At 62.1% G+C, this 23,434-nt stretch carries 18 protein-coding genes; 8 read left to right on the forward strand and 10 right to left on the reverse strand.

The window, feature by feature from the left end; translation table 11 throughout:
* The first annotated feature begins 80 nt into the window (after window positions 1–80).
* The 6 genes from ACP7B3_RS15165 to ACP7B3_RS15190 all read left to right on the forward strand — a co-directional run bounded on the left by ACP7B3_RS15165 (window position 81) and on the right by ACP7B3_RS15190 (window position 7,299).
* Window positions 81–863, forward strand: coding sequence for an aldolase (locus ACP7B3_RS15165; protein WP_426179455.1), 783 nt, complete (start codon window positions 81–83; stop codon window positions 861–863).
* A gap of 27 nt (window positions 864–890) precedes the next feature.
* On the forward strand, window positions 891–1,763 hold the full coding sequence (locus ACP7B3_RS15170; RefSeq protein ID WP_426179457.1) for a dihydrodipicolinate synthase family protein: 873 nt from the start codon (window positions 891–893) through the stop codon (window positions 1,761–1,763).
* 181 nt (window positions 1,764–1,944) lie between these two features.
* Complete coding sequence (locus tag ACP7B3_RS15175) at window positions 1,945–2,484, forward strand: RNA polymerase sigma factor (RefSeq protein ID WP_242194145.1); 540 nt, start codon at window positions 1,945–1,947, stop codon at window positions 2,482–2,484.
* On the forward strand, window positions 2,481–3,449 hold the full coding sequence (locus ACP7B3_RS15180; protein WP_426179459.1) for a FecR family protein: 969 nt from the start codon (window positions 2,481–2,483) through the stop codon (window positions 3,447–3,449). The genes ACP7B3_RS15175 and ACP7B3_RS15180 overlap by 4 nt, the downstream gene beginning before the upstream one ends.
* Window positions 3,450–3,577: 128 nt before the next feature.
* Window positions 3,578–6,136 carry a TonB-dependent hemoglobin/transferrin/lactoferrin family receptor gene (locus ACP7B3_RS15185; protein ID WP_426179461.1) on the forward strand — a complete coding sequence of 853 codons (2,559 nt, stop codon included), beginning with the start codon at window positions 3,578–3,580 and terminating at the stop codon, window positions 6,134–6,136.
* Between the two features lie 263 nt (window positions 6,137–6,399).
* Window positions 6,400–7,299: a DMT family transporter gene (locus ACP7B3_RS15190; RefSeq protein ID WP_145162815.1), complete on the forward strand. Its 900-nt coding sequence runs from the start codon at window positions 6,400–6,402 to the stop codon at window positions 7,297–7,299.
* A 113-nt stretch (window positions 7,300–7,412) separates the two neighbouring features.
* On the opposite strand, the gene ACP7B3_RS15195 is transcribed toward ACP7B3_RS15190, so the two are convergent.
* The 4 genes from ACP7B3_RS15195 to ACP7B3_RS15210 all read right to left on the reverse strand — a co-directional run bounded on the left by ACP7B3_RS15195 (window position 7,413) and on the right by ACP7B3_RS15210 (window position 10,860).
* A complete protein-coding gene (locus ACP7B3_RS15195) occupies window positions 7,413–8,630 on the reverse strand; it encodes a class I SAM-dependent methyltransferase (RefSeq protein ID WP_426179463.1) in 1,218 nt (405 codons plus the stop codon).
* Window positions 8,631–8,852: 222 nt separating this feature from the next.
* Window positions 8,853–9,470: a TPM domain-containing protein gene (locus tag ACP7B3_RS15200; RefSeq protein WP_426179465.1), complete on the reverse strand. Its 618-nt coding sequence runs from the start codon at window positions 9,468–9,470 to the stop codon at window positions 8,853–8,855.
* 31 nt (window positions 9,471–9,501) lie between these two features.
* Complete coding sequence (locus tag ACP7B3_RS15205; protein WP_426179467.1) at window positions 9,502–10,230, reverse strand: TPM domain-containing protein; 729 nt, start codon at window positions 10,228–10,230, stop codon at window positions 9,502–9,504.
* 18 nt (window positions 10,231–10,248) lie between these two features.
* Window positions 10,249–10,860: a LemA family protein gene (locus ACP7B3_RS15210; protein WP_106577060.1), complete on the reverse strand. Its 612-nt coding sequence runs from the start codon at window positions 10,858–10,860 to the stop codon at window positions 10,249–10,251.
* A 243-nt stretch (window positions 10,861–11,103) separates the two neighbouring features.
* Between ACP7B3_RS15210 and bglX the strand changes: the two genes are divergently transcribed.
* On the forward strand, window positions 11,104–13,395 hold the full coding sequence (bglX, locus tag ACP7B3_RS15215; RefSeq protein ID WP_426179469.1) for a beta-glucosidase BglX: 2,292 nt from the start codon (window positions 11,104–11,106) through the stop codon (window positions 13,393–13,395).
* Window positions 13,396–13,558: 163 nt separating this feature from the next.
* Window positions 13,559–16,600 carry a S8 family serine peptidase gene (locus ACP7B3_RS15220; RefSeq protein ID WP_426179471.1) on the forward strand — a complete coding sequence of 1,014 codons (3,042 nt, stop codon included), beginning with the start codon at window positions 13,559–13,561 and terminating at the stop codon, window positions 16,598–16,600.
* Between the two features lie 21 nt (window positions 16,601–16,621).
* Here the strand turns inward: ACP7B3_RS15220 and ACP7B3_RS15225 are convergent, their stop codons facing one another.
* The 6 genes from ACP7B3_RS15225 to ACP7B3_RS15250 all read right to left on the reverse strand — a co-directional run bounded on the left by ACP7B3_RS15225 (window position 16,622) and on the right by ACP7B3_RS15250 (window position 23,358).
* Window positions 16,622–17,779: a phospholipase D-like domain-containing protein gene (locus ACP7B3_RS15225; RefSeq protein WP_426179473.1), complete on the reverse strand. Its 1,158-nt coding sequence runs from the start codon at window positions 17,777–17,779 to the stop codon at window positions 16,622–16,624.
* A gap of 1 nt (window position 17,780) precedes the next feature.
* Complete coding sequence (locus tag ACP7B3_RS15230; protein ID WP_242194161.1) at window positions 17,781–18,362, reverse strand: YceI family protein; 582 nt, start codon at window positions 18,360–18,362, stop codon at window positions 17,781–17,783.
* A gap of 176 nt (window positions 18,363–18,538) precedes the next feature.
* The gene (locus tag ACP7B3_RS15235; RefSeq protein WP_145162799.1) at window positions 18,539–19,309 is read right to left on the reverse strand and encodes an IclR family transcriptional regulator; all 771 of its coding nucleotides are present in this window, start codon (window positions 19,307–19,309) and stop codon (window positions 18,539–18,541) included.
* 64 nt (window positions 19,310–19,373) lie between these two features.
* Window positions 19,374–20,816, reverse strand: a complete 1,443-nt coding sequence (locus ACP7B3_RS15240) for an amidase (RefSeq protein ID WP_426179476.1) — start codon at window positions 20,814–20,816, stop codon at window positions 19,374–19,376.
* Window positions 20,813–22,123 (reverse strand): citrate-proton symporter, encoded by a 1,311-nt coding sequence (locus ACP7B3_RS15245; protein ID WP_426179478.1) that lies wholly within the window; start codon window positions 22,121–22,123, stop codon window positions 20,813–20,815. The genes ACP7B3_RS15240 and ACP7B3_RS15245 overlap by 4 nt, the downstream gene beginning before the upstream one ends.
* Before the next feature lie 59 nt (window positions 22,124–22,182).
* Window positions 22,183–23,358, reverse strand: a complete 1,176-nt coding sequence (locus ACP7B3_RS15250) for a M20 aminoacylase family protein (RefSeq protein WP_404487273.1) — start codon at window positions 23,356–23,358, stop codon at window positions 22,183–22,185.
* Window positions 23,359–23,434: the final 76 nt, after the last annotated feature.

Genomic DNA, 23,434 nt, shown 5'->3' on the forward strand with positions numbered 1-23,434 from the left:
TTTGCGTTCACCCAACGACCTTGCGAGCAGCGGGAGAGCAGCAAACCCGACGTCCATTGAACCACCCAAGGGACACCGATATGGCCAAGACATTAGCACTCCCCAAAGACCAACTGGTCAAGCAAGCACTGATGCAGATGCAAAACACCCTGGCGGATAATACGTGGACCGACCGGCAAAAGCTGGCGCTCACGTGCCGCATCCTGTTCGAGCACGGTCACGACTCTGGTCTGGCTGGGCAGATCACCGCCCGCGGGCCAACGCCTGGCACCTATTACACGCAGCAATTGGGCCTGGGTTTTGATGAGATAACCGCCGGCAATTTGCTGCTGGTCAATGAGGACCTGGAGGTTTTGGAAGGCCACGGCATTCCCAACCCGGCCAACCGTTTTCACACCTGGGTGTACCGTGGGCGGCCGGATGTGAACTGCATCATCCATACGCACCCTACGCATATCGCCGCGCTGTCGATGCTCGAAGTGCCCCTGCAGGTGTCGCACATGGACCTCTGCCCGCTGTACGAAGACTGCGCATTTTTGGAGGCCTGGCCGGGTGTGCCGGTGGGCAATGAGGAAGGCGAGATCATCACCGCTGCGTTGGGCGACAAGCGTGCGATTTTGCTCTCGCACCACGGCCAGCTGTCCACCGGGGCGAGTATCGAGGAAGCCTGCGTGATCGCGCAGTTGATCGAGCGTGCGGCCAAGTTGCAGCTGCTGGCGATGGCGGCAGGCACGATCAAGCCGATCCTGCCGGAACTTGGCCGCGAAGCGCATGACTGGATCTCCAAGCCCAAGCGCCATGGCGCCGCGTTCAACTACTACGCCCGGCAGAACCTGCGGCAACACGCCGATTGCCTGAACTGATTGCCCTTTTTCAAGCGGAGACTCTTTATGTCCAACCCCACTCTTCACGGCATCATCGGTTACACCATCACCCCGTTCAGCGCCGACGGCCAGCGCATTGACCTCGACGCCCTCGGCCGCTCCATCGACCGGTTGATCGACAGCGGCGTGCACGCCATCGCGCCGTTGGGCAGCACCGGCGAAGGCGCGTATTTGAGCGATGCGGAGTGGGATGAGGTCAGCGCCTACAGCCTGGCAAAAATCGCCAGACGCGTACCGACGGTCGTCAGCGTGTCCGACCTGACCACCGCCAAAGCCGTGCGTCGCGCGCGTTACGCCGAAGCCAATGGCGCCGATGTGGTGATGGTGCTGCCGGCCTCGTACTGGAAGCTCAGCGAAGCGGAAATCCTTGCCCACTACGCCGCGATTGGCGAGAGCATCGGCGTGCCGATCATGCTCTACAACAACCCGGCCACCAGCGGCACGGACATGTCGGTGGACTTGATCCTGCGCATCGTCGAGCAGGTGGCGAACGTGACCATGGTCAAGGAAAGCACCGGCGATATTCAGCGCATGCACCAGTTGCATCGTCACAGTGACGTGCCGTTTTACAACGGCTGCAACCCGCTGGCCCTGGAAGCGTTTGCGGCAGGCGCCAAGGGTTGGTGCACGGCGGCGCCAAACCTGATCCCGAAGCTCAACCTGGAGTTGTATAACGCGGTGCTGGCCAATGACCTGACACTGGCGCGGGAATTGTTCTATCGCCAGTTGCCGCTGCTGGAATTCATCCTCAAAGGCGGTTTGCCGGCGACGATCAAGGCCGGGTTGCGGTTGACCGGTTTGGAGGCGGGTGATCCACGCTTGCCGGTGTTCCCGCTGAGTGAAGCGGGGATCGAGCAGTTGAAGACACTGTTGCGCTAGAACCGTGGTCCCTGTGGGAGCTGGCTTGCCTGCGATAGCGAGGGTGACTTCACCACCGCTATCGCAGGCAAGCCAGCTCCCACATTTTGACTGAGTGCATCGGTTACCTAGAGACAAATGACAATAGTTCTCGATATCATTCGCGGCTTTTCTACGTCGTGCTTCGTCAAGAAGGATATCCATGTCTCGTCCCAAGCCCGACCCGTTGTCGGCCGATGCCTTTCGCGGGTTTTATGCAGACATTCTGTATTTCCTGCGCAAACGCACGGACAACGCCAGCGACGCGGCGGACATGACCCAGGATGTCTTCACCCAATGGCTGGACTACCGCGACCGCGCCAAGGTCGAGCAGCCACGGGCGTTTCTGTTCCAGATGGCGCGCAATTTGCTGCGCGATCACTGGCGTAAACAGAAGGTACGGCAGAGCGTCCACTCAGACCCGGCCGCAAGGGACGCCGAGCCGGTCACCGACGAGCAAAACGACCCCATGGCCGCCGCGCAACGCTTGCAACGCCTGGAACAGTTGAAAGAAGTCCTCGCCGAGCTCTCGCCCCGCAGGCGAGAAGCCCTTATGCTGCACCGCTTCGAAGGCCTGAGCCAGGCGCAGATCGCCGAGCGCATGGGCATTTCGACCAGCATGGTGGAAAAGCACATCGCCTTGGCCCTGCTGCATTGCAAGCGACGCCTTCAACACGAACCCGGCACGGAGCAGCCAGAATGAACCGCCTGAGCGACCTTGACGCGCTGGACATCGAAGCGAGCGACTCCATCGATGCCCAAGCCGCCAGCTGGTTTGCCCGCAACCGCAGTCACATGGGGCGCGCCGACCGCAGGGCCTTTGCTGCCTGGCAGGCCGAACCCGCCCATGCGCGTGCCTATGCTGAGTTCGAGCAACTGTGGGCCGACCTCGCCCAGTTGCAGCAATTGAACAAACCGGTGCCGTTGCCCAAGCGCAAGCCGTCGCTCTGGCGCCCTGCCCTGGCAGTGGCGGCCGCGCTGGTGTGCGCCGTGCTGGCCACACCTATCGGCGCACCGCGCGAGCTTTATCACAGCCAGATTGCCGCGCATGCCAAAGGCATGCGCACCCTGAACCTGCCCGATGGCAGCACCCTGTACGTGAATGCCAACACACGCCTGCGCGTGGATTTCAGCGCCCACCAACGCATCCTTCACCTGGACAAGGGTCAGCTCTACATCGACGTCGCCGCCGACGAGGAACGGCCGCTGTACGTGCAAGCCGGCGAGGCGAATGTGCGGGTGGTCGGCACCGGTTTCGATGTGCGGCGCAGCCAGCAGCAGCTGGTGGTCAGCGTCGCCCATGGCCAGGTGGCGTTCGAGCCCGACAGCAAAAGCCCGGTGAGCGTGCTCGGCGCTCAACAACGCGCTATCTACAGCTACGCCAAGGGCACAGTGCAACAACAAACCCTGAGTGCTGAAGAAGTGGCGGACTGGCGCAGCGGGCACCTGTCGTTTCGCAACCGCGACCTCGCCAGCCTGATCGACGAGCTGAGCCTCTATCGGCCGCAGGCACCGCTGCAGGTCAGCAAATCAGTGGCACACCTGAAGGTCTCGGGCAATCTGGATGTGAATGACCCGGACGCCCTGCTCAACGCACTGCCTGCCCTGCTGCCGGTGAAAACCGTGGCCTCGGCCGATGGTGTGGTGAGAATCGAACCCATCAAGTAAGACCGGCACAGCCACACTTGAGAATATTTTGCATTCGCATGTGTGGTTTTTTTGGCCTGCCCCGTCTTCCTCCCGACTGTGTTTGATACGCACACCTTTTTGGCTATTTAGCCACCCCGGGGGATTTCATGTTTCGCGCGCCTTGCCACGCTTCGCACCTGTTTGTTCGACCGACGCTGATTGCCACCTGCCTGGCGTTCAGCCTCAATGCCCAGGCCGAGTCTTTCAAGCTGCAACTGCCCGCCCAGTCGCTGGCCACGTCCCTGAGCCAAGTGGCGCAGCAGGCGAAAATCCAGCTGCTGTTCGATGAAACACTGCTCAAGAACGTGCAGGCGCCGGCGCTCAATGGCGACTTCACTCCCGACGTGGCGATTCGCAGCCTGCTCAAAAACGGCGAGTTCACCCTGATCAAGGTCGGCACCACCTACGTGGTCCGCCCCGACGAGGGCAAGACCACCCAGAGCAGCGCGATTCAGCTGGACGCACTCAGCGTCATCGGCACCGGTAACGAAGTCGACTCAAGCACCGTCAACCGCTCCACCCTCAGCCAGGCCGACATCGACCGCTACCAGTCCAATAACATTCCCAGCCTGTTGCAGACCTTGCCCGGCGTGAGCCAGGGCGGTTCGCTCAAACCCGGTGGCCAGACCATCAACATCCGTGGTTTCGGCGATGCCGAAGATGTGCCGATGACCGTCGACGGCGCCACCAAAAGCGGCTTTGAGCGCTACCAGCAAGGCACGGTGTTTATCGAGCCCGAGCTGATCAAGAGCATCGAGGTGGAGAAAGGCCCCAACTCACCGTTCACCGGCAACGGCGGCTTTGGCGGCACGGTCAACATGACCACCAAAGATGCCCCGGACCTGCTCCAGGACGGTCGCAACAGCGGCGCGATGCTCAAGTACGGCTACTCCAGCAACGACCACGAACAGGTTTACAGCGGTGCCGTGTATGGCCGCACCGACGACGGCCGTTTCGACGCGCTGGCCTACCTGACCCAGCGCGACGGCGGCGACATGAAAGTCGCCGCCAAGCTGCCCAACGACAACAACGAATACCCGGTCAACCCGCAGCGCCTGCCCAACAGCGCCCAGGATGTGGACGGCAAGTTGTTCAAGGTCAACGCCCACTTGACCGAAGAACACAGCGTCGGGTTTTCCTACTCGCGTTCCCACAGCAATCGCTGGACACCGTTTTCTGCTGCCAGCTACCCGACGCCGCCGACCCAGGCCAACATCGATCGCTACGGCTATGAAGGGGCGTTGAAGCGTTTTTTAGCCCAACGTGACACCGTCGACACCACCTGGTCGGGCAAGTATGAATACCAGCCCGTGGACAACCCGCTGGTGGACCTGACCGTCAAATATTCCCAGTCCAACACCGACCAGACCGACGAGCGCGACGCCACGGCGTTTTTCCAGCTGGCCACCGGCGGGCGCAAGATGGACACGTCCTACACCGACAAAAACCTCGACATCCGCAACGTCAGCCTGTTTGACACCGGGCCCTTGCAGCATGCCGTCACCGTGGGTGGGCAGATCCGCAAGCACATCCGCGAAACCGAGATGTGGATGCCGGGCACCACCTACAACACGGCGCGCTACAACTACGGGCATTTCCAGCCGGGTTTCATGCCCCACGGCAAGGTCGATACCCAGAGCTTCTTTGTCCAGGATGCGGTGACCGTGGGCGATGTGACCATCACCCCGTCCCTGCGCTACGACCACGTGCGCAACCGCGGCGAAGCCAACGATGCGCCGTACTACAACAACCCGGACCCGTCGTTCGGCCACGATTACAGCGACCGCACCTACACCGGCTGGTCGCCACGCCTGGCGTTGTTCTGGAACGTCACGCCGAACCTGGGGTTGTTCGCCAACTGGAGCAAAACCTGGCGCGCGCCGGTCATCGACGAGCAGTATGAAGTGCAAGGCCTGGGCAGCCGCACTGCCACCAGCGTCGACCTTGACCCGGAGCGCATCACATCGATCACCGTGGGCAGCGTCGTCAGCTTCGATAACCTGATCGCCCACGACGACAACCTGCAAGTGCGCACCACGCTGTTCCACAACAAAGTCGAAGACGAAATCTTCAAGTCCACCGGCGTCGGCTGCCAGAACCAGGCCGTCAACGGCGGCACGATTTCCAGCGCCTGCCCGGCCGGGGCGATGCCCAATTACCGCAACATCGGCGGCCTGACCATCAAGGGCTTTGAACTCGAATCGTTCTATAACTCCACCTACCTGTTTGGCTCGGTGTCGTTCGCCTACGCCAAAGGTGATCACCAAGGCGCCTACACCAACCCATGGGGGCCGGATGTGGCGGCACGTGACATTCCACCGACCAAATGGGTGCTGGTGCTGGGCACCAATATTCCCGCCTGGGATGCCCAGGTGGGCTGGATAGGCCAGTTCATCGGCGTCACCGACCGCTTGCCCAGCGACACATATTCCGGCGGGCCGGGCAGCAGCGTGGGCGACTTGTTCTACGACCAGTACGGTAACAAGGCCTACAACACCCAGGGACTGTTCGCCAAATGGAAACCGCAACAGGCTTACCTGAAAGGCACCGAGGTGAATGTCACCGTGGACAACCTGCTCAACAACGACTTCCGCCCGGCCCTGAGTGGCGACCGTGCCTACACCAAAGGGCGCGATGCGAAGATCAGCATTACGCGGTTCTTCTAAGGTAGGCGCTGCGGGTGTCTGGGTTAGTCTGCACGACCGAGGCGAGCCCTTCGCAGCCTCGCTAAAGCTCGACAGCTCCCACATGGATCTCCATTTGCTCGCGATCTTCGGTGGGCGCTGTCGAGGCGGCGAAGGCGGCGGCACTGCCAACCCGAGCGTTTGCAACTGTACGGATAAATCCGCACCCAGCTGTAGGCCAGCAATCGGCGAGGGTTGTGGCTAGATGGGCTTCCCTTGAAGCCCTCTCGATTCGGGTCCCCATCATGAGCTCGCGCGAAAACACCGGCATGGCCCTCGGCCTGCTGGGCGTCATCATCTTCAGCCTCACCTTGCCGTTCACCCGCATCGTCGTGCAGGAAGTCCATCCGTTGCTCAACGGCCTGGGCCGCGCCTTGTTCGCGGCGATTCCGGCGGCGGCGCTGTTGCTGTGGCGCCGCGAGCGCTGGCCCACCTGGCGCCAGGTGCGCGGGCTGTGCCTGGTGATAGCTGGCGTGATCCTCGGTTTCCCGGTGCTATCAGCCTGGGCCATGCAAACCTTGCCAGCCTCCCATGGCGCGCTGGTCAACGGCCTGCAGCCGCTGTGCGTGGCGCTGTATGCGGCGTGGCTGTCCCATGAGCGGCCGTCAAAAGCCTTCTGGGCCTGTGCGGCGCTGGGCAGTGCATTGGTGTTGAGTTACGCGTTGATCACCGGTGCCGGCAGTGTCCAGGCCGGTGATTTGCTGATGCTCGGCGCGATTGCCGTGGGCGGCCTGGGGTATGCCGAAGGTGGCCGCCTGGCCAAGGAAATGGGCGGCTGGCAGGTGATCTGCTGGGCGCTGGTGCTGTCGACGCCGGTGTTGATCGGCCCGGTGTGGTACCTGGCGGCGCAGCATCAAGGGGCGATTTCCACGCGTGCCTGGTGGGCGTTTGGTTACGTGTCGCTGTTCTCGCAGTTCCTGGGGTTCTTCGCTTGGTACGCCGGGTTGGCCATGGGCGGCATTGCGCGGGTCAGCCAGATCCAGTTGCTGCAGATCTTCTTCACCATCGCGTTTTCGGCGTTGTTCTTTGGTGAGCATATCGAGCCGATCACCTGGCTGTTTGCCTGCGGGGTGATCGTGACGGTGATGCTGGGGCGCAAGACGGCGGTGCAGCCAGCGCCTGCCGCCAAGGTGAACGCAATCTAATGAGAAAGCAGGCTTGTGTGGAAGCTGGCTTGCCTGCGATGCAGACAACTCGGTCTATCAGAAAACCGAGGTGACGCCATCGCGGGCAAGCCCGGCTCCCACAGGGACCGTGTTTAGTTCAAGAACCCATCCGCGCGCAGCAGGGTTTCCAGGCAGTGTTCGCTGATCTGGTAGAACGCCTTCAGCGCCTGGATTTTCTCCAGCAACTGCGCGTTGTCCACCGGCTCGCTGCGCTTGATCGCCAGGATCATCTTGTTCTTGTTGGTGTGTTCCAACGAGATGAACTCGAACACCTTGGTCTCATAACCGCAGGCCTCAAGGTACAGCGCACGCAGGCTGTCGGTGACCATTTCCGCTTGTTGGCCCAGGTGCAGGCCGTATTGCAGCATCGGCTTGAGCAGCACCGGGCTCTGGATCTGCAGGCGAATCTGTTTGTGGCAGCACGGCGAGCACATGATGATCGACGCGCCCGAACGAATACCGGTGTGGATCGCGTAATCGGTGGCAATGTCACAGGCATGCAGCGCAATCATTACGTCCAGGTCGCTCGGCGCCACGCTGCGCACGTCACCGCACTTGAACACCAGCCCCGGGTGTTCCAGGCGTGCGGCCGCGCTGTTGCACAACGTCACCATGTCTTCGCGCAGTTCCACGCCAGTCACTTCGCCCTCGGCCTTGAGGGTGTTGCGCAGGTAATCGTGGATGGCGAAGGTCAGGTAACCCTTGCCCGAACCGAAATCGGCGACGCGCACCGGCTGGTCCAGTTTCAGCGGCGACGAGGTCAGCGCATGGCTGAACACTTCGATGAACTTGTTGATCTGCTTCCACTTGCGCGACATCGACGGGATCAGCGCCTGCTTGGCGTCGGTCACGCCCAGGTCAGCGAGGAATGGCCGGCTCAGGTCAAGAAAGCGATTTTTCTCGCGGTTGTGCTCAGCGGACGGCGCCTCACGCAGTTGCTGGGGCTTGCTTTTGAACAGCGAGCTTTTGTTCTTCTTGCTGTATTCCAACTGCGCTTCGTCGGTCAGCGCCAGCAAATGCGCATTCTTGAACGAGGTAGGCAGCAGCGCGGCAATCGCTGCCACGCCCTCGGCCAGCGGCAAGTTCTTGGTGATATCGCGGGTCTTGTAGCGGTAGACGAAGGACAGGCAGGCCTGCTCCTTGACCTCGACCGGCTTGATGATCAGCCGTTGCAACTCGGCTTCTTCACCCACGTACTTGGCCAGCACCAGCTTGATAAACGCTTTCTGCGCCAGGCTTGCGCTCAGCAGTTCGATGAACTGGGCGTGATGATCCGGCGCAGGGCGGGCAGGTTGAGCGGTGACGGACATGAACAAAAACGCCTCGGGCTGGGAATGCCGGGCATTTTAGGGGGGATGAAGGTTTAGGGCACGGGGTTATTTGATCAACGGTCGACTCGTCCAACCTGCACAGCTCCAAATGTGGGAGGGGGCTTGCCCCCGATGACAGTGTGTCAAGCAACTCATTTGGAGCTGATACACCACAATCGGGGGCAACCCCCCTCCCACATTTTTGCTTCAGTGGAGTTTGGGTTATTCGAGTACGACCAGGCGGTTGGGCAGTTCATTACGGGTTTGCGTCACCGGCACATGCACCTTGAGCAACTCGCCGCAGGCCTCGATGCACGCAATAAACCCGGCCAACGTCTGCCCCTGCTTCACCTGCTGGGTGAACGCCTTGACGATGGCGTCCCAACTGCCGTCATCCAGGCGCTTGGAAATGCCCTCGTCCACCAGGATTTCCACATAGCGCTCCGCCTCGCTGACAAAAATCAGCACCCCAGTGCCGCCCAGCGTGTGGTGCAGGTTCTGCTCCAGAAACTGGCGGCGCGCCAGGTTGGACGCGCGCCAATGCCGCACTGAACGCGGGATCAGACGCGTGGTGACTTTCGGCAAGCGAAACACCAGGCACAACACGATAAACGTCGCCCACTGTGCCAGCAGCAAGGTGTACATGGTCAGGTAGCCCGACAGGTAGTGCACGATGCCAGGCACCACCAGGGCGATCAGACTGGCCCAGAGCAGCGGGATGTACGCGTAATCATCGGCACGCGCGGCCAGCACGGTGACCAATTCGGCGTCGGTGGTTTTTTCGACCCGAGCGATCGCCTCAGCGACCTGGCGTTGCTCGTGTTCACTCAGTAGTGCCATGGTTGTAGATGCCCCTTTCTAGTTATTGTCATTACCAGCCACCCGAGGCCCCGCCACCGCCAAAACCACCGCCGCCGCCTCTGAAGCCACCACCGCCGCCCCCGCCACCGCCGCCGCGTCCACTGCTGCTGAGAATCGCCAGCAGGATAGCGCCAACGGGCAGCCCCAGCCGATTGCACAGCCACAACACACCGATCAACAGGATGAACAGGCCGATGGAAAACCCTGGATTATCCTTGGCGAAATTCGCATCCGCCACATGCGCCGGCACGGCCAGAGGCTCGCCACCCACCACCTGCACCATCGCCGCCACACCGTCGCTGATGCCCTGGCTGTAATTGCCGGCCTTGAACTTGGGCGCGATCACCTGGTTGATGATCACCCACGACTGCGCGTCGGTCAGCACACCTTCGAGGCCATAGCCGACTTCGATGCGCAATTTGTGCTCATCACGGGCGACGATCAACAGCGCGCCATTGTCCTTGCCCTTCTGCCCGATGCCCCACTGGCGACCCAATTGGTAACCGTAGTCTTCAATGGGCACGCCTTGCAGGTCGGGCACGGTGACCACCACGATCTGGTCGCCCGAGGTTTGCTCCAGCGTCTGCAACTGCTGGGTGATCTGCGCGCGGGCTGCCGGGTCGATCATCTGGGCGCTGTCCACCACCCGCCCGGTCAAGGCCGGGAACGTCAATGCCGCCTGGGCGGCACCCACGCAGGCCAGCAACCACAGCGCCAAGCCTATCCGTAATAAACGCATCGACACCTCAGAGAAGCCTTATTTGAACTTCACTTGCGGCGCTTTATCGGCATCGGCGCTGGTGGCTTCAAACGTGGCGCGGATCGGCAAGTCGCTGTACATCACGCTGTGCCACAGGCGGCCAGGGAAGGTACGGATTTCGGTGTTGTAGGCCTGCACGGCCTGGATAAAGTCACGGCGAGCCACGGCAATGCGGTTCTCTGTGCCTTCAAGTTGCGATTGCAGGGCCAGGAAGTTCTGGTTGGCTTTCAGGTCCGGGTAGCGCTCGGACACCACCATCAAACGGCTGAGGGCGCCGCTCAAACCATCCTGGGCTTGCTGGAACTGCTTGAGTTTTTCCGGGTTGTCGAGGGTGCTGGCATCCACCTGAATCGAGGTGGCCTTGGCCCGCGCTTCGATCACGGCGGTGAGGGTATCTTGCTCATGGGCTGCGTAGCCCTTGACCACTTCCACCAGGTTGGGGATCAGGTCGGCGCGGCGCTGGTACTGGTTCTGCACCTGGCCCCAGGCCGCCTTGGCCTGTTCATCCAGGGTCGGAATAGTGTTGATGCCGCAACCGCTCAGCACTGTGCTGATCAATAGCAAAGCGGCGGCTTTCAAGCCCCAGCGGTAACCTTGTGCTGCTTGCATAGTGTTTCTCCTGCCCAAACTTGATGGAAGATGACGACTAACCCTTTAAACCACGCGCTTGGGGCATAATCCGCCGCCACCACTGGATTGCATTGAGCCAATCAGCTAAAAAGATGCCCAGCGCGAATAAGAGTTCACAAGTGTCGTGCATTTAGTGCAATAACACTCGAACAACAACATATGTTCCCCACATTTTGGCAGAGCGGCGCATTTTCGCTGTGCAGTAGCCGAAAAAGGATATTCATGAAGAAGCTGTGTTTGCTCGGCCTTGTTGCCACTCTGGCCACTCACCCCGTCTGGGCAGAAACAAAGCCTGCTGCGCTTAAAGACAAGGACGCCTTTGTCAGCGACCTGCTCAAGCAGATGACCCTGGATGAAAAGATCGGCCAATTGCGCCTGATCAGCATCGGCCCCGAAATGCCCCGCGAGCTGATCCGCAAGGAAATCGCCGCCGGCCGCATCGGCGGCACCTTCAACTCGATCACCCGCCCGGAAAACCGTCCGATGCAGGACGCGGCCATGCGCAGCCGCTTGAAGATCCCGATGTTCTTCGCCTATGACGTGATCCACGGCCACCGCACGATCTTCCCGATCAGCCTGGCCCTGGCCTCCAGCTGGGACATGGACGCCATCGGCCGCTCCGGGCGCATCGCCGCCCAGGAAGCCGCCGCCGACAGCCTCGACATCACCTTTGCGCCGATGGTCGACATCTCCCGCGACCCACGCTGGGGCCGTACCTCCGAAGGCTTCGGTGAAGACACCTACCTGGTCTCGCGCATTGCCGAGGTCATGGTCAAGGCCTTCCAGGGCACCAGCCCCGCCAATGCCGACAGCATCATGGCCAGCGTCAAGCACTTCGCCCTGTACGGCGCGGTGGAAGGCGGTCGCGACTACAACGTGGTCGACATGAGCCCGGTCAAGATGTACCAGGACTACCTGCCGCCGTACCACGCGGCAATCAAGGCCGGTTCCGGCAGCGTGATGGTGGCGTTGAACTCGATCAACGGCGTGCCCGCCACCGCCAACACCTGGCTGATGAACGACTTGCTGCGCAAAGACTGGGGCTTCAAAGGCCTGGCCGTCAGTGACCACGGCGCGATCTTCGAGCTGATCAAGCACGGCGTGGCCAAGGACGGGCGTGAAGCGGCCAAGCTGGCGATCAAGGCCGGCATCGACATGAGCATGAACGACTCGCTGTATGGCAAGGAATTGCCCGGGCTGCTCAAGTCCGGCGAAATCGAACAGAGCGACATCGACAACGCCGTGCGCGAAGTGCTCGGTGCCAAGTACGACATGGGCCTGTTCAAAGACCCTTACCTGCGCATCGGCAAGGCCGAAGACGACCCGGCCGACACCTATGCCGAGAGCCGCCTGCACCGCGCCGACGCCCGTGATATCGCGCGGCGCAGCCTGGTGCTGCTGAAAAACCAGAACGACACCCTGCCGCTGAAAAAGTCCGCGACCATCGCGCTGGTCGGCCCGCTGGCCAAGGCCCCTATCGACATGATGGGCAGCTGGGCTGCCGCCGGTAAGCCTGAACAATCGGTGACCCTGCTCGACGGCATCAATGCCGTGATCGGCGAAAAAGGCAAAGTGATCTACGCGCGTGGCGCCAACATCACCAACGACAAGGCCGTGGTCGACTACCTCAACTTCCTCAACTTCGATGCGCCGGAAGTGGTGGATGACACCCGCCCAGCCCAAGTGCTGATCGACGAAGCGGTGAAAGCGGCGAAGGACGCTGACGTGGTGGTGGCGGCCGTAGGTGAATCGCGTGGCATGTCCCACGAATCCTCGAGCCGCACCGATTTGAACATCCCGCAAAGCCAGCGCGACCTGATCAAGGCCCTCAAAGCCACCGGCAAACCGTTGGTGCTGGTGCTGATGAACGGCCGCCCACTGTCGATTCTCGACGAGAACCAACAAGCCGACGCGATCCTCGAAACCTGGTTCGCCGGCACCGAAGGCGGCAACGCGATTGCCGACGTACTGTTCGGTGACTACAACCCGTCGGGCAAGCTGCCGATCACCTTCCCACGTTCGGTGGGGCAGATTCCGACCTACTACAACCACCTGAGCATTGGCCGGCCCTTCACGCCGGGCAAGCCGGGCAACTACACCTCGCAATACTTCGATGACGTCACCGGGCCGCTGTTCCCATTTGGCTATGGCCTGAGCTACACCAAGTTCAGCCTGTCCGACATGGCGCTGTCGTCCACGACCCTGAACAAGACCGGCAAGCTCGACGCCAGCGTCACGCTGAAAAACACCGGCAAGGTTGACGGCGAAACCGTGGTGCAGCTGTATATCCAGGACGTGGCCGGCTCGATGATCCGCCCGGTGAAGGAGCTGAAAAACTTCCAGAAGGTCATGCTCAAGGCCGGTGAAGAGCGCACGCTGCACTTCACCATCACCGAAGAAGACCTGAAGTTCTACAACACCCAACTCAAATTCGCCGCGGAACCGGGTCAGTTCAATGTGCAGATCGGGCTGGATTCCCAGGATGTGCAGCAGCAGACGTTCGAGTTGCTGTAATACGTGCAGCCCCCTCTTCGTGTGAGAGGGGGCTTGCGCCCTTCCCCGTCTCAGTCAGTAAAAAGTCAGCGTTCCCTCCCCGCTTCAAGCCAAGTCCTACATCACGCTCCCGGCCTACTCACGCACGCTATTGACCCGAAATAACTGTGCAGGTGTGTGGACCATGTCGCCCCCGAAAACCGTTCGAGCGCCCGCAACACAGGCGCCCGCTCAATCACCATTCAAGCCAGCGGCTGTCGCCCTCTGTGTGCTCGGATGCCTGTCGAGCCTGTCGGTTCAAGCAACCAGCTACGTCGAACAAGGTCGCTTGCACGATGCAGCCAGCTGGCACAGTCCAGAGTTCAACAAAGACTGGGGGCTGGGTGCAATCGGTGCCGACGACGCCTACGCCAGGGGGTTGAGCGGCACAGGGGTGCGGGTGGGGGTTTACGATTCTGGAACCGATGTGCGCCACCCTGAATTTGCCGGCAAGCCCCATTCCGGCGTGCGCCTGGCCGACCCTGGCTGCATGAGTGAGACGGTGCTGGCCGATGGCTGCTTTTTCAGCGAGGGTGAGCGTTCAGCGGTGAACGTCATCGACTCACTGCCTCCCGAAGCCTTGCTTGGCCTGGAGGAGGCCATTGCCAATGGCGACATCACCCGCGAAGAGCTTGATAACTATCTGAAAAATGTGAGCACTCAGTACAACGCTCACGGCACTCACGTTGCCGGCAGGATAGTCGCCAACCGTGATGGCTCTGGCATCCAGGGCGTGGCCTACGGCGCCCACATGAGTGCCGTGCGCAAATTCAGTAACAGTTACCTTGGCGGGCCGGGTTTAAGCCCTTTCAGCGTCACCAACGTGACGCCTGCGGCCGTGAGCATGGCCTACGCGCAACTGCACGAACAGCAGGTACGCGTGGTCAATCACAGTTGGGGCACACCTATGCCCCTGGCGGGTGAGGCAGAACTCGACGCCTTCCTGGCCGAGATAAATCAATATCAAGAGCTCAAGGCCACAGCCGAGGGTGCAATCAAATACGGCATGTTGCAGGTATGGGCAGCGGGCAATACCGACACGGCCAACGCCTCGCCCCAAACAGCACCGTTTACCGGCGTCCATTCGAGCCTGCCCCGCGCAATCAAGGCGCTGGAGCCCTATTGGCTGACCGTGGTCAACCTCGATCAAAGCCTGACATTGAGCGATCGCTCCTACCGTTGCGGCTTCAGCAAAGACTGGTGCCTGGCAGCACCCGGAACGAATATCACCTCAGCCTGGGTGGCGGGTTCGATCACCACCGAAAACCACCATGACGCCGACGGCGAAGTCGATGGTTTCAAGGTGACCGGCGACAATCCCGCGTTCAACTACCTCACCGCCTCCGGCACCTCCATCGCCGCACCGCACGTGACCGGCGGGCTGGCCCTGCTGATGGAACGCTTCCCCTACCTCGACAACCCGCAAATCCGCGACGTGTTGCTGACCACCGCCACCGACCTGGGCGAGCCTGGCGTAGACGACGTCTATGGCTGGGGCCTGATGAACCTGAAAAAAGCCATCGATGGCCCCGGCCAACTGCGGGTCGACACCGTGGTCAACATGGACCGCCCCGCCGGCGGCGCCAGGGTCTGGCAAGGCGGCGCCTGGGACGACTGGCGTAACGACATCAGCGGCCCGGGGCACCTGGAAAAAACCGGCATCGGCTGGCTGCGCCTGAGCGGCAACAACAGCTTTGCCGGCGTCACGCTCAAAGCGGGTGTTCTGGAGCTGGACGCCACCAATAACCTCAAGGGTGACGTTAACCTCGAAGGCGGTCTGCTGCGCCTGAATGGTTTGCTGGCCGTCGAGGGCAACTACCAACAGGCCGCCGGTTCAACCCTGATGACCGGGCTGACCAGCCAAACGGCCCAGGCCACATTGCAGGTCCAAAATCAGGCGTCCATCAACGGCGGCTCGTTGTACCTGAGTGCGCAACCCAACCACTATTACCTGGGCCAGCGTTACAGCATCCTTCAAGCCCAAGGTGCGTTGAATGGCGAATTTACCTCGGTAGACCGCCGCGAGTTCTCGCCTTTCCTCAGCGTTTCCCAGGTCAAGCAAGGCAATCACTTGCTGGTGGAGTTTGGCCGCGGTCAGTCACTGGCATCAGCTGCGCAGACTGCCAACCAACGCGCCGTCGCCAATGCTGCGGATGCTGAAACCCAACCCTCGCCGCTGCTGCAACGCCTGACCGCGCTGTTTCCCGAGCAGGCACCTGCAGCCCTGGACCAATTGAGCGGCGAACTGCATGCCAGCACCCAAGCGGTGCTGATTGAAAACAGCCGTGTCGTGCGCCAGGCCGCACTCGACCGTCAGCGCCTGGCGCAAGACAGCCGCGACGCCGCACTCGACGCCAAGAACCAGGGCGTCTGGGTGCAACTGCCGCGTCAATCCGGCCAACTCGCAGGCAACAGCAACACCACGCGCACTCACCACAACGGCACGGGCCTGCTGTTGGGGTTCGACCACACGCTGGAGCAAGGCACTCGCGTGGGCGTGGTTGCCGGCAGCGGCCGCACGGAGGTGAGGGCCGGTTCGCGTGGCAAAGCCAGCGTCGACACCTACCAATTGGCCCTGCATGCCGGCCACACATGGGACGCGTTCGGCGTGTATGGCGGCATCGCCTATGCGCAACATGAGATCGAGACAACACGCCGCGTCAGCTTCCCCGGCGTCGACAACCGCCTGACCGCCACATACGCCAGCCGCACCGTGCAGGCGTTTGCCGAGGCCAACTATAGGTTCAGCCATGCCTTCTGGGACTGGCAGCCGTATCTGCAACTGGCCAACGTGCAACAGCGCAGCGAAGGCTTCAAAGAGCGCGGCGGCATGGCTGCACTGAAGGGCAAACGCTCGAAGGAAAACGTCAACCTGACCACCGGCGGTGTGCGGGTCAACCTCGACCTGGGCAAGGCGCAGATCGGCCCGTCATGGCTGAGCCTGCGTGGCGGCCTGGCCTATACCCATGCAAGCGGCGACCTGCAACCAACCACTCAGGCCGCCTGGGACGGCGGCCGCGTGATGAGCGTCAGCGGCGCGCCGTTGGATCGCCTCAGCACCCGCCTGGAACTGGGCGCCACCGCGCACCTGAGCCGCGACAGCACGTTGGACTTGGGCTTCAGCCAACAGCGCGGTGAGCGCACGCGCGACCAAAGCCTTACGGCGCAGTACAGGTTGCAGTTTTAGTCAGCAAAGGGCGGGGGCGCCCTACCCCCGCCGATCCAACAGGTTCACCACCAACCGATCAATCCAGCCCCACACCCGCTGCTTGACCCGCCGCCACAACGGCCGCGACTTCCACGCCTCCAGGCTCACGGCCTGGCTCTTGGCAAAATCGCGTTCGAAACTGCCGGCCACGGCCAGCGTCAATTGCGGGTCCAGCGCTTCCAGGTTGGCTTCCAGGTTGAAGCGCAAATTCCAGTGGTCGAAATTGCACGAGCCGATGCTCACCCAATCGTCCACCAGCACCATTTTCAGGTGCAGAAAGCACGGCTGGTATTCGAAAATCTGCACGCCGGCACGCAACAAACGCGGGTAATAACGGTGCCCGGCATAGCGCACCGACGGGTGATCGGTGCGCGGGCCGGTGAGCAGCAAACGCACATCCACCCCACGCCCCGCCGCGCGTCGCAAGGCACGGCGCACGCTCCAGGTCGGCAGAAAATACGGCGTGGCCAGCCAGATTCTTTGCTGGCCGCTGTTCAAGGCGCGGATCAGCGACTGCAGGATATCGCGGTGCTGACGCGCGTCGGCATAGGCAACGCGCCCCAGGCCTGGCCCGGTGGCCGGCACCTTGGGCAGGCGCGGCAAACCAAAATGGGTAGCGGGCTTCCATTCACGGCGAGCGGCATTGGCGTGCCATTGCCGCTCGAACAGCGCTTGCCAGTCCAGCACCAGCGGGCCGCTGATTTGCACCATCACTTCATGCCATTCGGCCGTGTCATGCCCTGGCGTCCAGAATTCATCGGTCACGCCGGTGCCGCCGATCACGGCAACGCTCTGGTCAATCAGCAACAGCTTGCGGTGGTCGCGGTACAGATTGCGCATCCAGCGCCGCCAGCTCAGGCGATTGTAGAACCGCAGCTCCACGCCCGCGTCGGTCAGGCGCTTACGCAAACCCAGGGTAAACGCCAGGCTGCCGTAATCATCAAACAGGCAGCGCACCCGCACGCCGCGCTCGGCGGCGAGCACCAGCGCCTGCACCATGGCGTCGGCGCAGGCGCCGGCTTCCACCAGGTACAACTCCAACTCGACTTGCCGCTCAGCGCGGGCAATGCCCGCCAGCATCTGCGGAAAGAAACGCGGGCCGTCGATCAGCAACTCGAAACGGTTGGCGCTGCGCCATGGGAAGACTGCGCCGCTCACGTCAGCGCGCCGTAAAAATCAGCACCGCACCCACCGGCACCGACAAACTGATCGACTTGAGCCCCGCCGCTTTGCGCAAGGTCGCCACGCCCGGCGCCAGGTCAAAGTCTTCGGCATGCAACACCACCGGCTCCAGGGTCACCACTTGAAAGCGTCGGTCATCCAGGCGCGTGGCCAGCAGTTCGGCGCTGTAGGTTTGGGTCTTGCCGTGCAACGTCACACTCAACGGCAGGCGCAATTCCAGCTGCGCGCCGGGGGCCAGATCGTTGATGGGTTGCAGGTTGATCTGCGCACTGATCAGCGCTTCGGGGAAGGTCTTGATGTCGAACAGGTCATTGCGCATGCGCTCATCGCGCAGCGGGATGCCGCTGTTGATCGACTCCACCTCCACTTCCAACTGGGCCGCGCCCTGGCTGTCGACCTTGCCGTGCAGCACCAGAAAGCGATGCACTTCTGCAATTTCGGTGTTCTTGGTGGTGACGAACGACAGGCGTGAGGATTCGTTATCCAGGTACCAGTCGGCGTGGGCGGGCATGGCGGCACAGGTCAGCAGCGCGAAGGCCAGGGGTTTGACGTTGAACATAAAGACTCATGAGGCAAAAAACCTGGGCGAACCTTAAGCGCAATATCACAAGCGGCGCAAATCTAATGTGGGAGCTGGCTCGCCTGCGATTGCGGTGAATCAGTGAATGAATCCGCTGACTGACACACCGCTTTCGCAGGCAAGCCAGCTCCCACATTTTTGTTCAGCGGTGACTGTCAGGCCAGCGCCCGCTGCACGTCGCGCACCGTCGCTTCAAGGCTGGCCATATGCAAGTTCAACACGCGCTCCACCGGCGCCTGATGCATTGGCCAGTGCAACGCCATGCTACCGACCAGCCGCCCATTGGCCTGCACCGGCAAGGCTACTGCGCGAATCAGAAATGGCAGGCGCACCGGGTATTCCCAATAACCTTCGGTGCGCTGGCCAAACCCCTGGTGCTGGGTTTGCTCGCAGGTGTGCAACTGCTCATCGGCCGCCACGTGATCGCGGCCCGCCAGGCGTTGCACCTCTTCGGCGGGCAGCTGCGTCAGGCAGGCCTTGCCCATCGCCGAGTGAAACAGGCTGGCGTGCTGGCCGACGATCTGGCAATTGTTCGGATACAACTTGCGCAGCACGCTGGGGATCGCGCTTTCCATGACCTCCAGGCGCTCGCCATCAAAACAGGATAAATCCACCACCAGCCCGGTGCGTTCGCTCAATTCAAGCAGCCACGGCGCGGCGCTTTCCACCACCTGGCGCTTGAAGCGTTGCTGGGTGTCGCCGAATAAGCGCTGGGCGCGCAGGCGATAACGGCGATCGCTCAGGCCGCGATAGACCCAACCCTGCTCTTGCAGGGTCAGCAACATGCGCGACACAGTGGCCTTGGGCAAACGCGTCAGATAATGCAGCTCCTCCAACCCCAACGCCTGGTGTTCACCGAGCAATTCGACAATTGCCAGTGCGCGCTCAACCGACCGTACGGTGCCTGTCTCGGCGTGGCTGCCCATGTTCGATCTCCTTGTTGCCGGTGGATGATCATTTTTCACAGCAAGATACAGGCCCGGTTGCGCGTCAATCACCTGATTCGAGGCACGCCGGTGGCCGGCGCTGCACCCATTGCGTCAACTGTTCATGGGCGTATGCCAATTGCAGCACCGCGCGGTCGGCCTGGGCCGGGCCGATGATCTGCAGGCCCATGGGCAAGCCGCCAGGGTTGAAACCCACCGGGATGCTCATGCTCGGCAGACCGGCGAGTGTCGGTCCGATCACCACCTCCATCCAGCGGTGGTACGTGTCCATTTCGCGCCCGCCAACGAGGCGCGGCCACGCCTGTTGTGCATCGAAAGGGAACACCTGAGCGGTGGGCAGCAACAGGAAATCGTAACGTTCGAACAACTTGGCCAAGGCGCGATACCACTCGCTGCGATCCACCGACGCCTGGTACACCTGCTGGGCACTCAAGCCCAGGCCGCCCTCCACTTCCCATTGCGCCTCAGGTTTGAGCAACGCACGTTTTTGCGGGTTGGCGTAGGCCGCGCCGAGATTGCCGTGCACCAGCCAATGGCGGTGCACCAACCAACTGCGCCATAGCCGCGCCAGGGAAAACGCCGGCTGGCAGCGTTCTACTTCACACCCCAGCGTGACGAAATCACCAAGGGCCGATTCGCACAGGCTCAACACGCCGTCGTCCATTGGCAGGTAGCCGTTGTAATCCCCCAGCCAACCGAGACGCGCGCCTTTGAAGTCGCGCTGCAAGGGTTCGCCGAACACTGTCGGGTCGTCTTGGGATGACAACGGCACCCGCGGGTCGTAACCGGCCTGGATGCTCAGCAACCGCGCCACATCGGTCACACTGCGGCCCATCGGGCCTTCGGTGCCCAGTTGCTGCACGAATACTTCCGGCATCGGCCCGTGCGGCACGCGCCCTTGCGACGGGCGCAGGCCAAACACATTGTTGAACGCGGCCGGGTTGCGCAGTGAGCCCATCATGTCGCTGCCATCGGCCACCGGCAGCATGCGCAGCGCCAGGGCCACCGCCGCCCCGCCACTGCTGCCGCCCGCCACCAGGCGTGGGTCATACGCATTGCCGGTGGTGCCGAACAGGGTGTTGTAGGTCTGCGAGCCGAGGCCGAATTCCGGCACGTTGGTCTTGCCGATAATGATCGCGCCGCTGGCCCGCACCCGCGCCACGCTGATGGCATCTTCGCTGGGCACATGCTCGGCAAACAACGGCGAGCCCAAGGTGGTGCGCAAGCCCTGGGTGGCGGCCAGGTCCTTGATCGCCTGGGGCATGCCGTGCATCCAGCCGCGCGATTGGCCCTGATCCAGTTCGCGATCACCGGCCCGGGCCTCGGCCAGTAAGACGTCGGCGTCGCGCAACGACACCAGCGCATTCACACGCGGATTAAAGCGCTGGATCTGCGCCAGGTACGCGTACATCACGTCTTCACACGACACTTGCCGCGCATGAATCGCCCGCGACAGCTCAGTCGCGTCCCACTCAACGATGCTCAAGGCTTCACCTCACTTGAAAACGGCAGCGCTTTGTTTGCCCGCGGTGCCTCCTGCATGCAGTAAGTGCCCAGCAGCGTCAGCACGCAAGCGAACAACACGTAAAACGATGGCGCCACTGGCGTGCCCAACACTTTGGTCAGCCAGGTGACGATCAACGGCGCAAAGCCGCCGAACACCATCACCGCCACGTTATAGGCCACTGACACGCCGGTCGAGCGCACCTCGATAGGGAACTGCTCGGCCAAAGCCGTCGGCGCCGGGCCAAAGAAACCGCCGATGGCCGTGCAGAGCAGCACTTGCATCACCAGCAAACGCTCAATCGATGGCGCGGCGGCCACCCACACATACAACGGGTAGACCATCACGAAGAAGGCCAGGGTAAAAGCCATCAACACCGGCCGCCGCCCGAGGCGATCCGAGAGCAGGCCGGACAGCGGAATCACCACGGTCATCAGCGCCACCGCAAACATCTGCACCATCAGCACTTGGTCCAGCGGCAGGCCGAGGCTTTTGTGGGCGAAGGTCGGCATATTCACCAGCACCACGTAAAACGACACCGTCGCGCCGCAAGCCAAGCCCATCGACACCAGGATGCTGCGTCGATGCTCACGCAGCACGTCCATCAAACTCGGCGCCGGACCCGTGGCCTGCTTGCGTGCCTGGATAAATTCTTCCGGGTCTTCCATGTGCCGCCGAATCCACAGCCCCACCGGACCGATCAGCAAACCCAATACGAACGGCACACGCCAGCCCCACAGGTCGAGGGTTTCGGGGGAAAAGAAATGCGTGGCCAGCGCGACCATCGCCGCACCACCAAACACTGCCAGGCATTGCCCCACCAACTGCCAGGAGCCATACAAACCTTTGCGATGGGCCGGTGCACTTTCCACCAGAAACGCCGTGGCACTCGCGTACTCACCGCCGGTGGCAAAGCCTTGAAGCATGCGCGCCACCACGATCAGCAACGGCGCGCCCATGCCGATGGCGGCGTAATTGGGCGCAAAGGCGATCAGTGCGATGGACACCGTCATCAGCCGGATAATCAGCTGCATCGCCGCCTTGCGGCCTTTGCGGTCGGAGTAGATGCCCAGCAGGATGCCGCCCACCGGGCGCATGAAAAAGCCCACGCCGAAGGTGGCCAAGGCCATCAACAGCGAGGCGTACTCGTCCTCCGAGGGGAAAAACTGCCGGGCGATGATGCTGGCCAGAAAGCCGTAAACGATGAAGTCATACCATTCCAGCGCATTGCCGATCACGGCCGCCACCACCTGGCGGGTGCGCGAAACACCGGGTTTTGAAATCTGCATGAGGAACACTCCATTCAACCGATAAGGGAAAGGGGCCAGCGGCAGAAAAAAGGAGGTCGTCAGGCAGGCTTGAGCCAGCTCTCGGCCAGCGCGCCCCAGTAGGCGGCGCCGGTCAGCAGGATGTCGTCGTTGAAATCATAGGCGGGGTTATGCACCATCGGCCGCGACACGCCGTTGCCGATAAACAGGTAACTGCCGGGGCAGCGCTGCAGCATCCAGGCGAAGTCCTCGCTGCCCATCAGCGTGCGCGTATTGCTGTCCACCGCATCGGCGCCGAGCAAGGCGACGCCGACCTGGCGGGCGAACTCGGTTTCTTCGGCATGGTTGACCAGCACCGGGTAGGCCGGGCGGTGTTCGATCTGCACCGTGCAGCCGAAGCTGGCGGCTTGGGTTTGGATGATTGCGTTGACGCGTTCCAGCATCTGCTCGCGCACCTTGGGGTTCAACGCGCGCAGGCTCAGGCGCAACAGAGCTTGTTGAGGAATCACGTTGGCAGCCTGCCCTGCTTGCAGCGCGCCGACCGTGACCACGGCGGCTTCCTGGGTGTCGATGTTGCGCGACACCACAGTCTGCAAGGCCATGACCATACTCGCCGCCGCAACCAACGGGTCCACCGTCAAATGCGGCATGGACCCGTGGCCGCCGACGCCTTCGAGGGTCACGGTGAGCAAGTCCTGCGAAGCCATCATCGGGCCGACCCGCAAGCCCAAATGCCCAGCCGGCAAGCCCGGCATATTGTGCATCCCGAACAAGCCGTCACAGGGGAAACGCTCGAGCAAACCATCGGCCAGCATCGCCTCGGCGCCGCCCTGGCCTTCTTCAGCGGGTTGGAAAATCAGGTTCAAGGTGCCGTCGAATTGCCGCGTCGCCGCCAGGTAACGTGCGGCGCCGAGCAGCATGGTGGTGTGGCCGTCATGCCCACAGGCGTGCATGCACCCGGCGTGCTGGCTGGTGTAGGCCGCGCCGGTATTTTCGATGATGGGCAAGGCGTCCATGTCGGCGCGAATGCCCAACGTACGTGAGCTGCTGCCATTGCGCAGCACGCCGACCACACCGGTTTTGCCGATGCCGGTGTGCACGTCATACCCCCAATTTTTCAAGGATTGCGCGACGAGCGCTGAGGTGCGGTTTTCTTCAAAACCGAGTTCGGGATGGGCGTGGATGTCTTGACGCACGGCGTGCAAGTCGCTGGCGACGTCGCTGAGCCAATCCAGAATGTGCTGGTGTGGGCGCATGGTGATTCTCCTCACAGGCGGGTGTTCCCGTTCTTGTTTGCGACACATCGTCAGCTAACCGCGATGTGGGCGGGAG

This window comes from Pseudomonas sp. TWRC1-2, assembly GCF_049896685.1.
GTDB lineage: Bacteria > Pseudomonadota > Gammaproteobacteria > Pseudomonadales > Pseudomonadaceae > Aquipseudomonas.

What these genes read in the sequence shown, in the direction of transcription:
- ACP7B3_RS15165 (WP_426179455.1), top strand. Translation starts at nt 81, where the DNA reads ATGGCCAAGACATTAGCACTCCCCAAAGACCAACTGGTCAAGCAAGCA.
- ACP7B3_RS15170 (WP_426179457.1), top strand. Translation starts at nt 891, where the DNA reads ATGTCCAACCCCACTCTTCACGGCATCATCGGTTACACCATCACCCCG.
- ACP7B3_RS15175 (WP_242194145.1), top strand. Translation starts at nt 1,945, where the DNA reads ATGTCTCGTCCCAAGCCCGACCCGTTGTCGGCCGATGCCTTTCGCGGG.
- ACP7B3_RS15180 (WP_426179459.1), top strand. Translation starts at nt 2,481, where the DNA reads ATGAACCGCCTGAGCGACCTTGACGCGCTGGACATCGAAGCGAGCGAC.
- ACP7B3_RS15185 (WP_426179461.1), top strand. Translation starts at nt 3,578, where the DNA reads ATGTTTCGCGCGCCTTGCCACGCTTCGCACCTGTTTGTTCGACCGACG.
- ACP7B3_RS15190 (WP_145162815.1), top strand. Translation starts at nt 6,400, where the DNA reads ATGAGCTCGCGCGAAAACACCGGCATGGCCCTCGGCCTGCTGGGCGTC.
- ACP7B3_RS15195 (WP_426179463.1), bottom strand. Translation starts at nt 8,630, where the DNA reads ATGTCCGTCACCGCTCAACCTGCCCGCCCTGCGCCGGATCATCACGCC.
- ACP7B3_RS15200 (WP_426179465.1), bottom strand. Translation starts at nt 9,470, where the DNA reads ATGGCACTACTGAGTGAACACGAGCAACGCCAGGTCGCTGAGGCGATC.
- ACP7B3_RS15205 (WP_426179467.1), bottom strand. Translation starts at nt 10,230, where the DNA reads ATGCGTTTATTACGGATAGGCTTGGCGCTGTGGTTGCTGGCCTGCGTG.
- ACP7B3_RS15210 (WP_106577060.1), bottom strand. Translation starts at nt 10,860, where the DNA reads ATGCAAGCAGCACAAGGTTACCGCTGGGGCTTGAAAGCCGCCGCTTTG.
- bglX (WP_426179469.1), top strand. Translation starts at nt 11,104, where the DNA reads ATGAAGAAGCTGTGTTTGCTCGGCCTTGTTGCCACTCTGGCCACTCAC.
- ACP7B3_RS15220 (WP_426179471.1), top strand. Translation starts at nt 13,559, where the DNA reads ATGTCGCCCCCGAAAACCGTTCGAGCGCCCGCAACACAGGCGCCCGCT.
- ACP7B3_RS15230 (WP_242194161.1), bottom strand. Translation starts at nt 18,362, where the DNA reads ATGTTCAACGTCAAACCCCTGGCCTTCGCGCTGCTGACCTGTGCCGCC.
- ACP7B3_RS15235 (WP_145162799.1), bottom strand. Translation starts at nt 19,309, where the DNA reads ATGGGCAGCCACGCCGAGACAGGCACCGTACGGTCGGTTGAGCGCGCA.
- ACP7B3_RS15245 (WP_426179478.1), bottom strand. Translation starts at nt 22,123, where the DNA reads ATGCAGATTTCAAAACCCGGTGTTTCGCGCACCCGCCAGGTGGTGGCG.
- ACP7B3_RS15250 (WP_404487273.1), bottom strand. Translation starts at nt 23,358, where the DNA reads ATGCGCCCACACCAGCACATTCTGGATTGGCTCAGCGACGTCGCCAGC.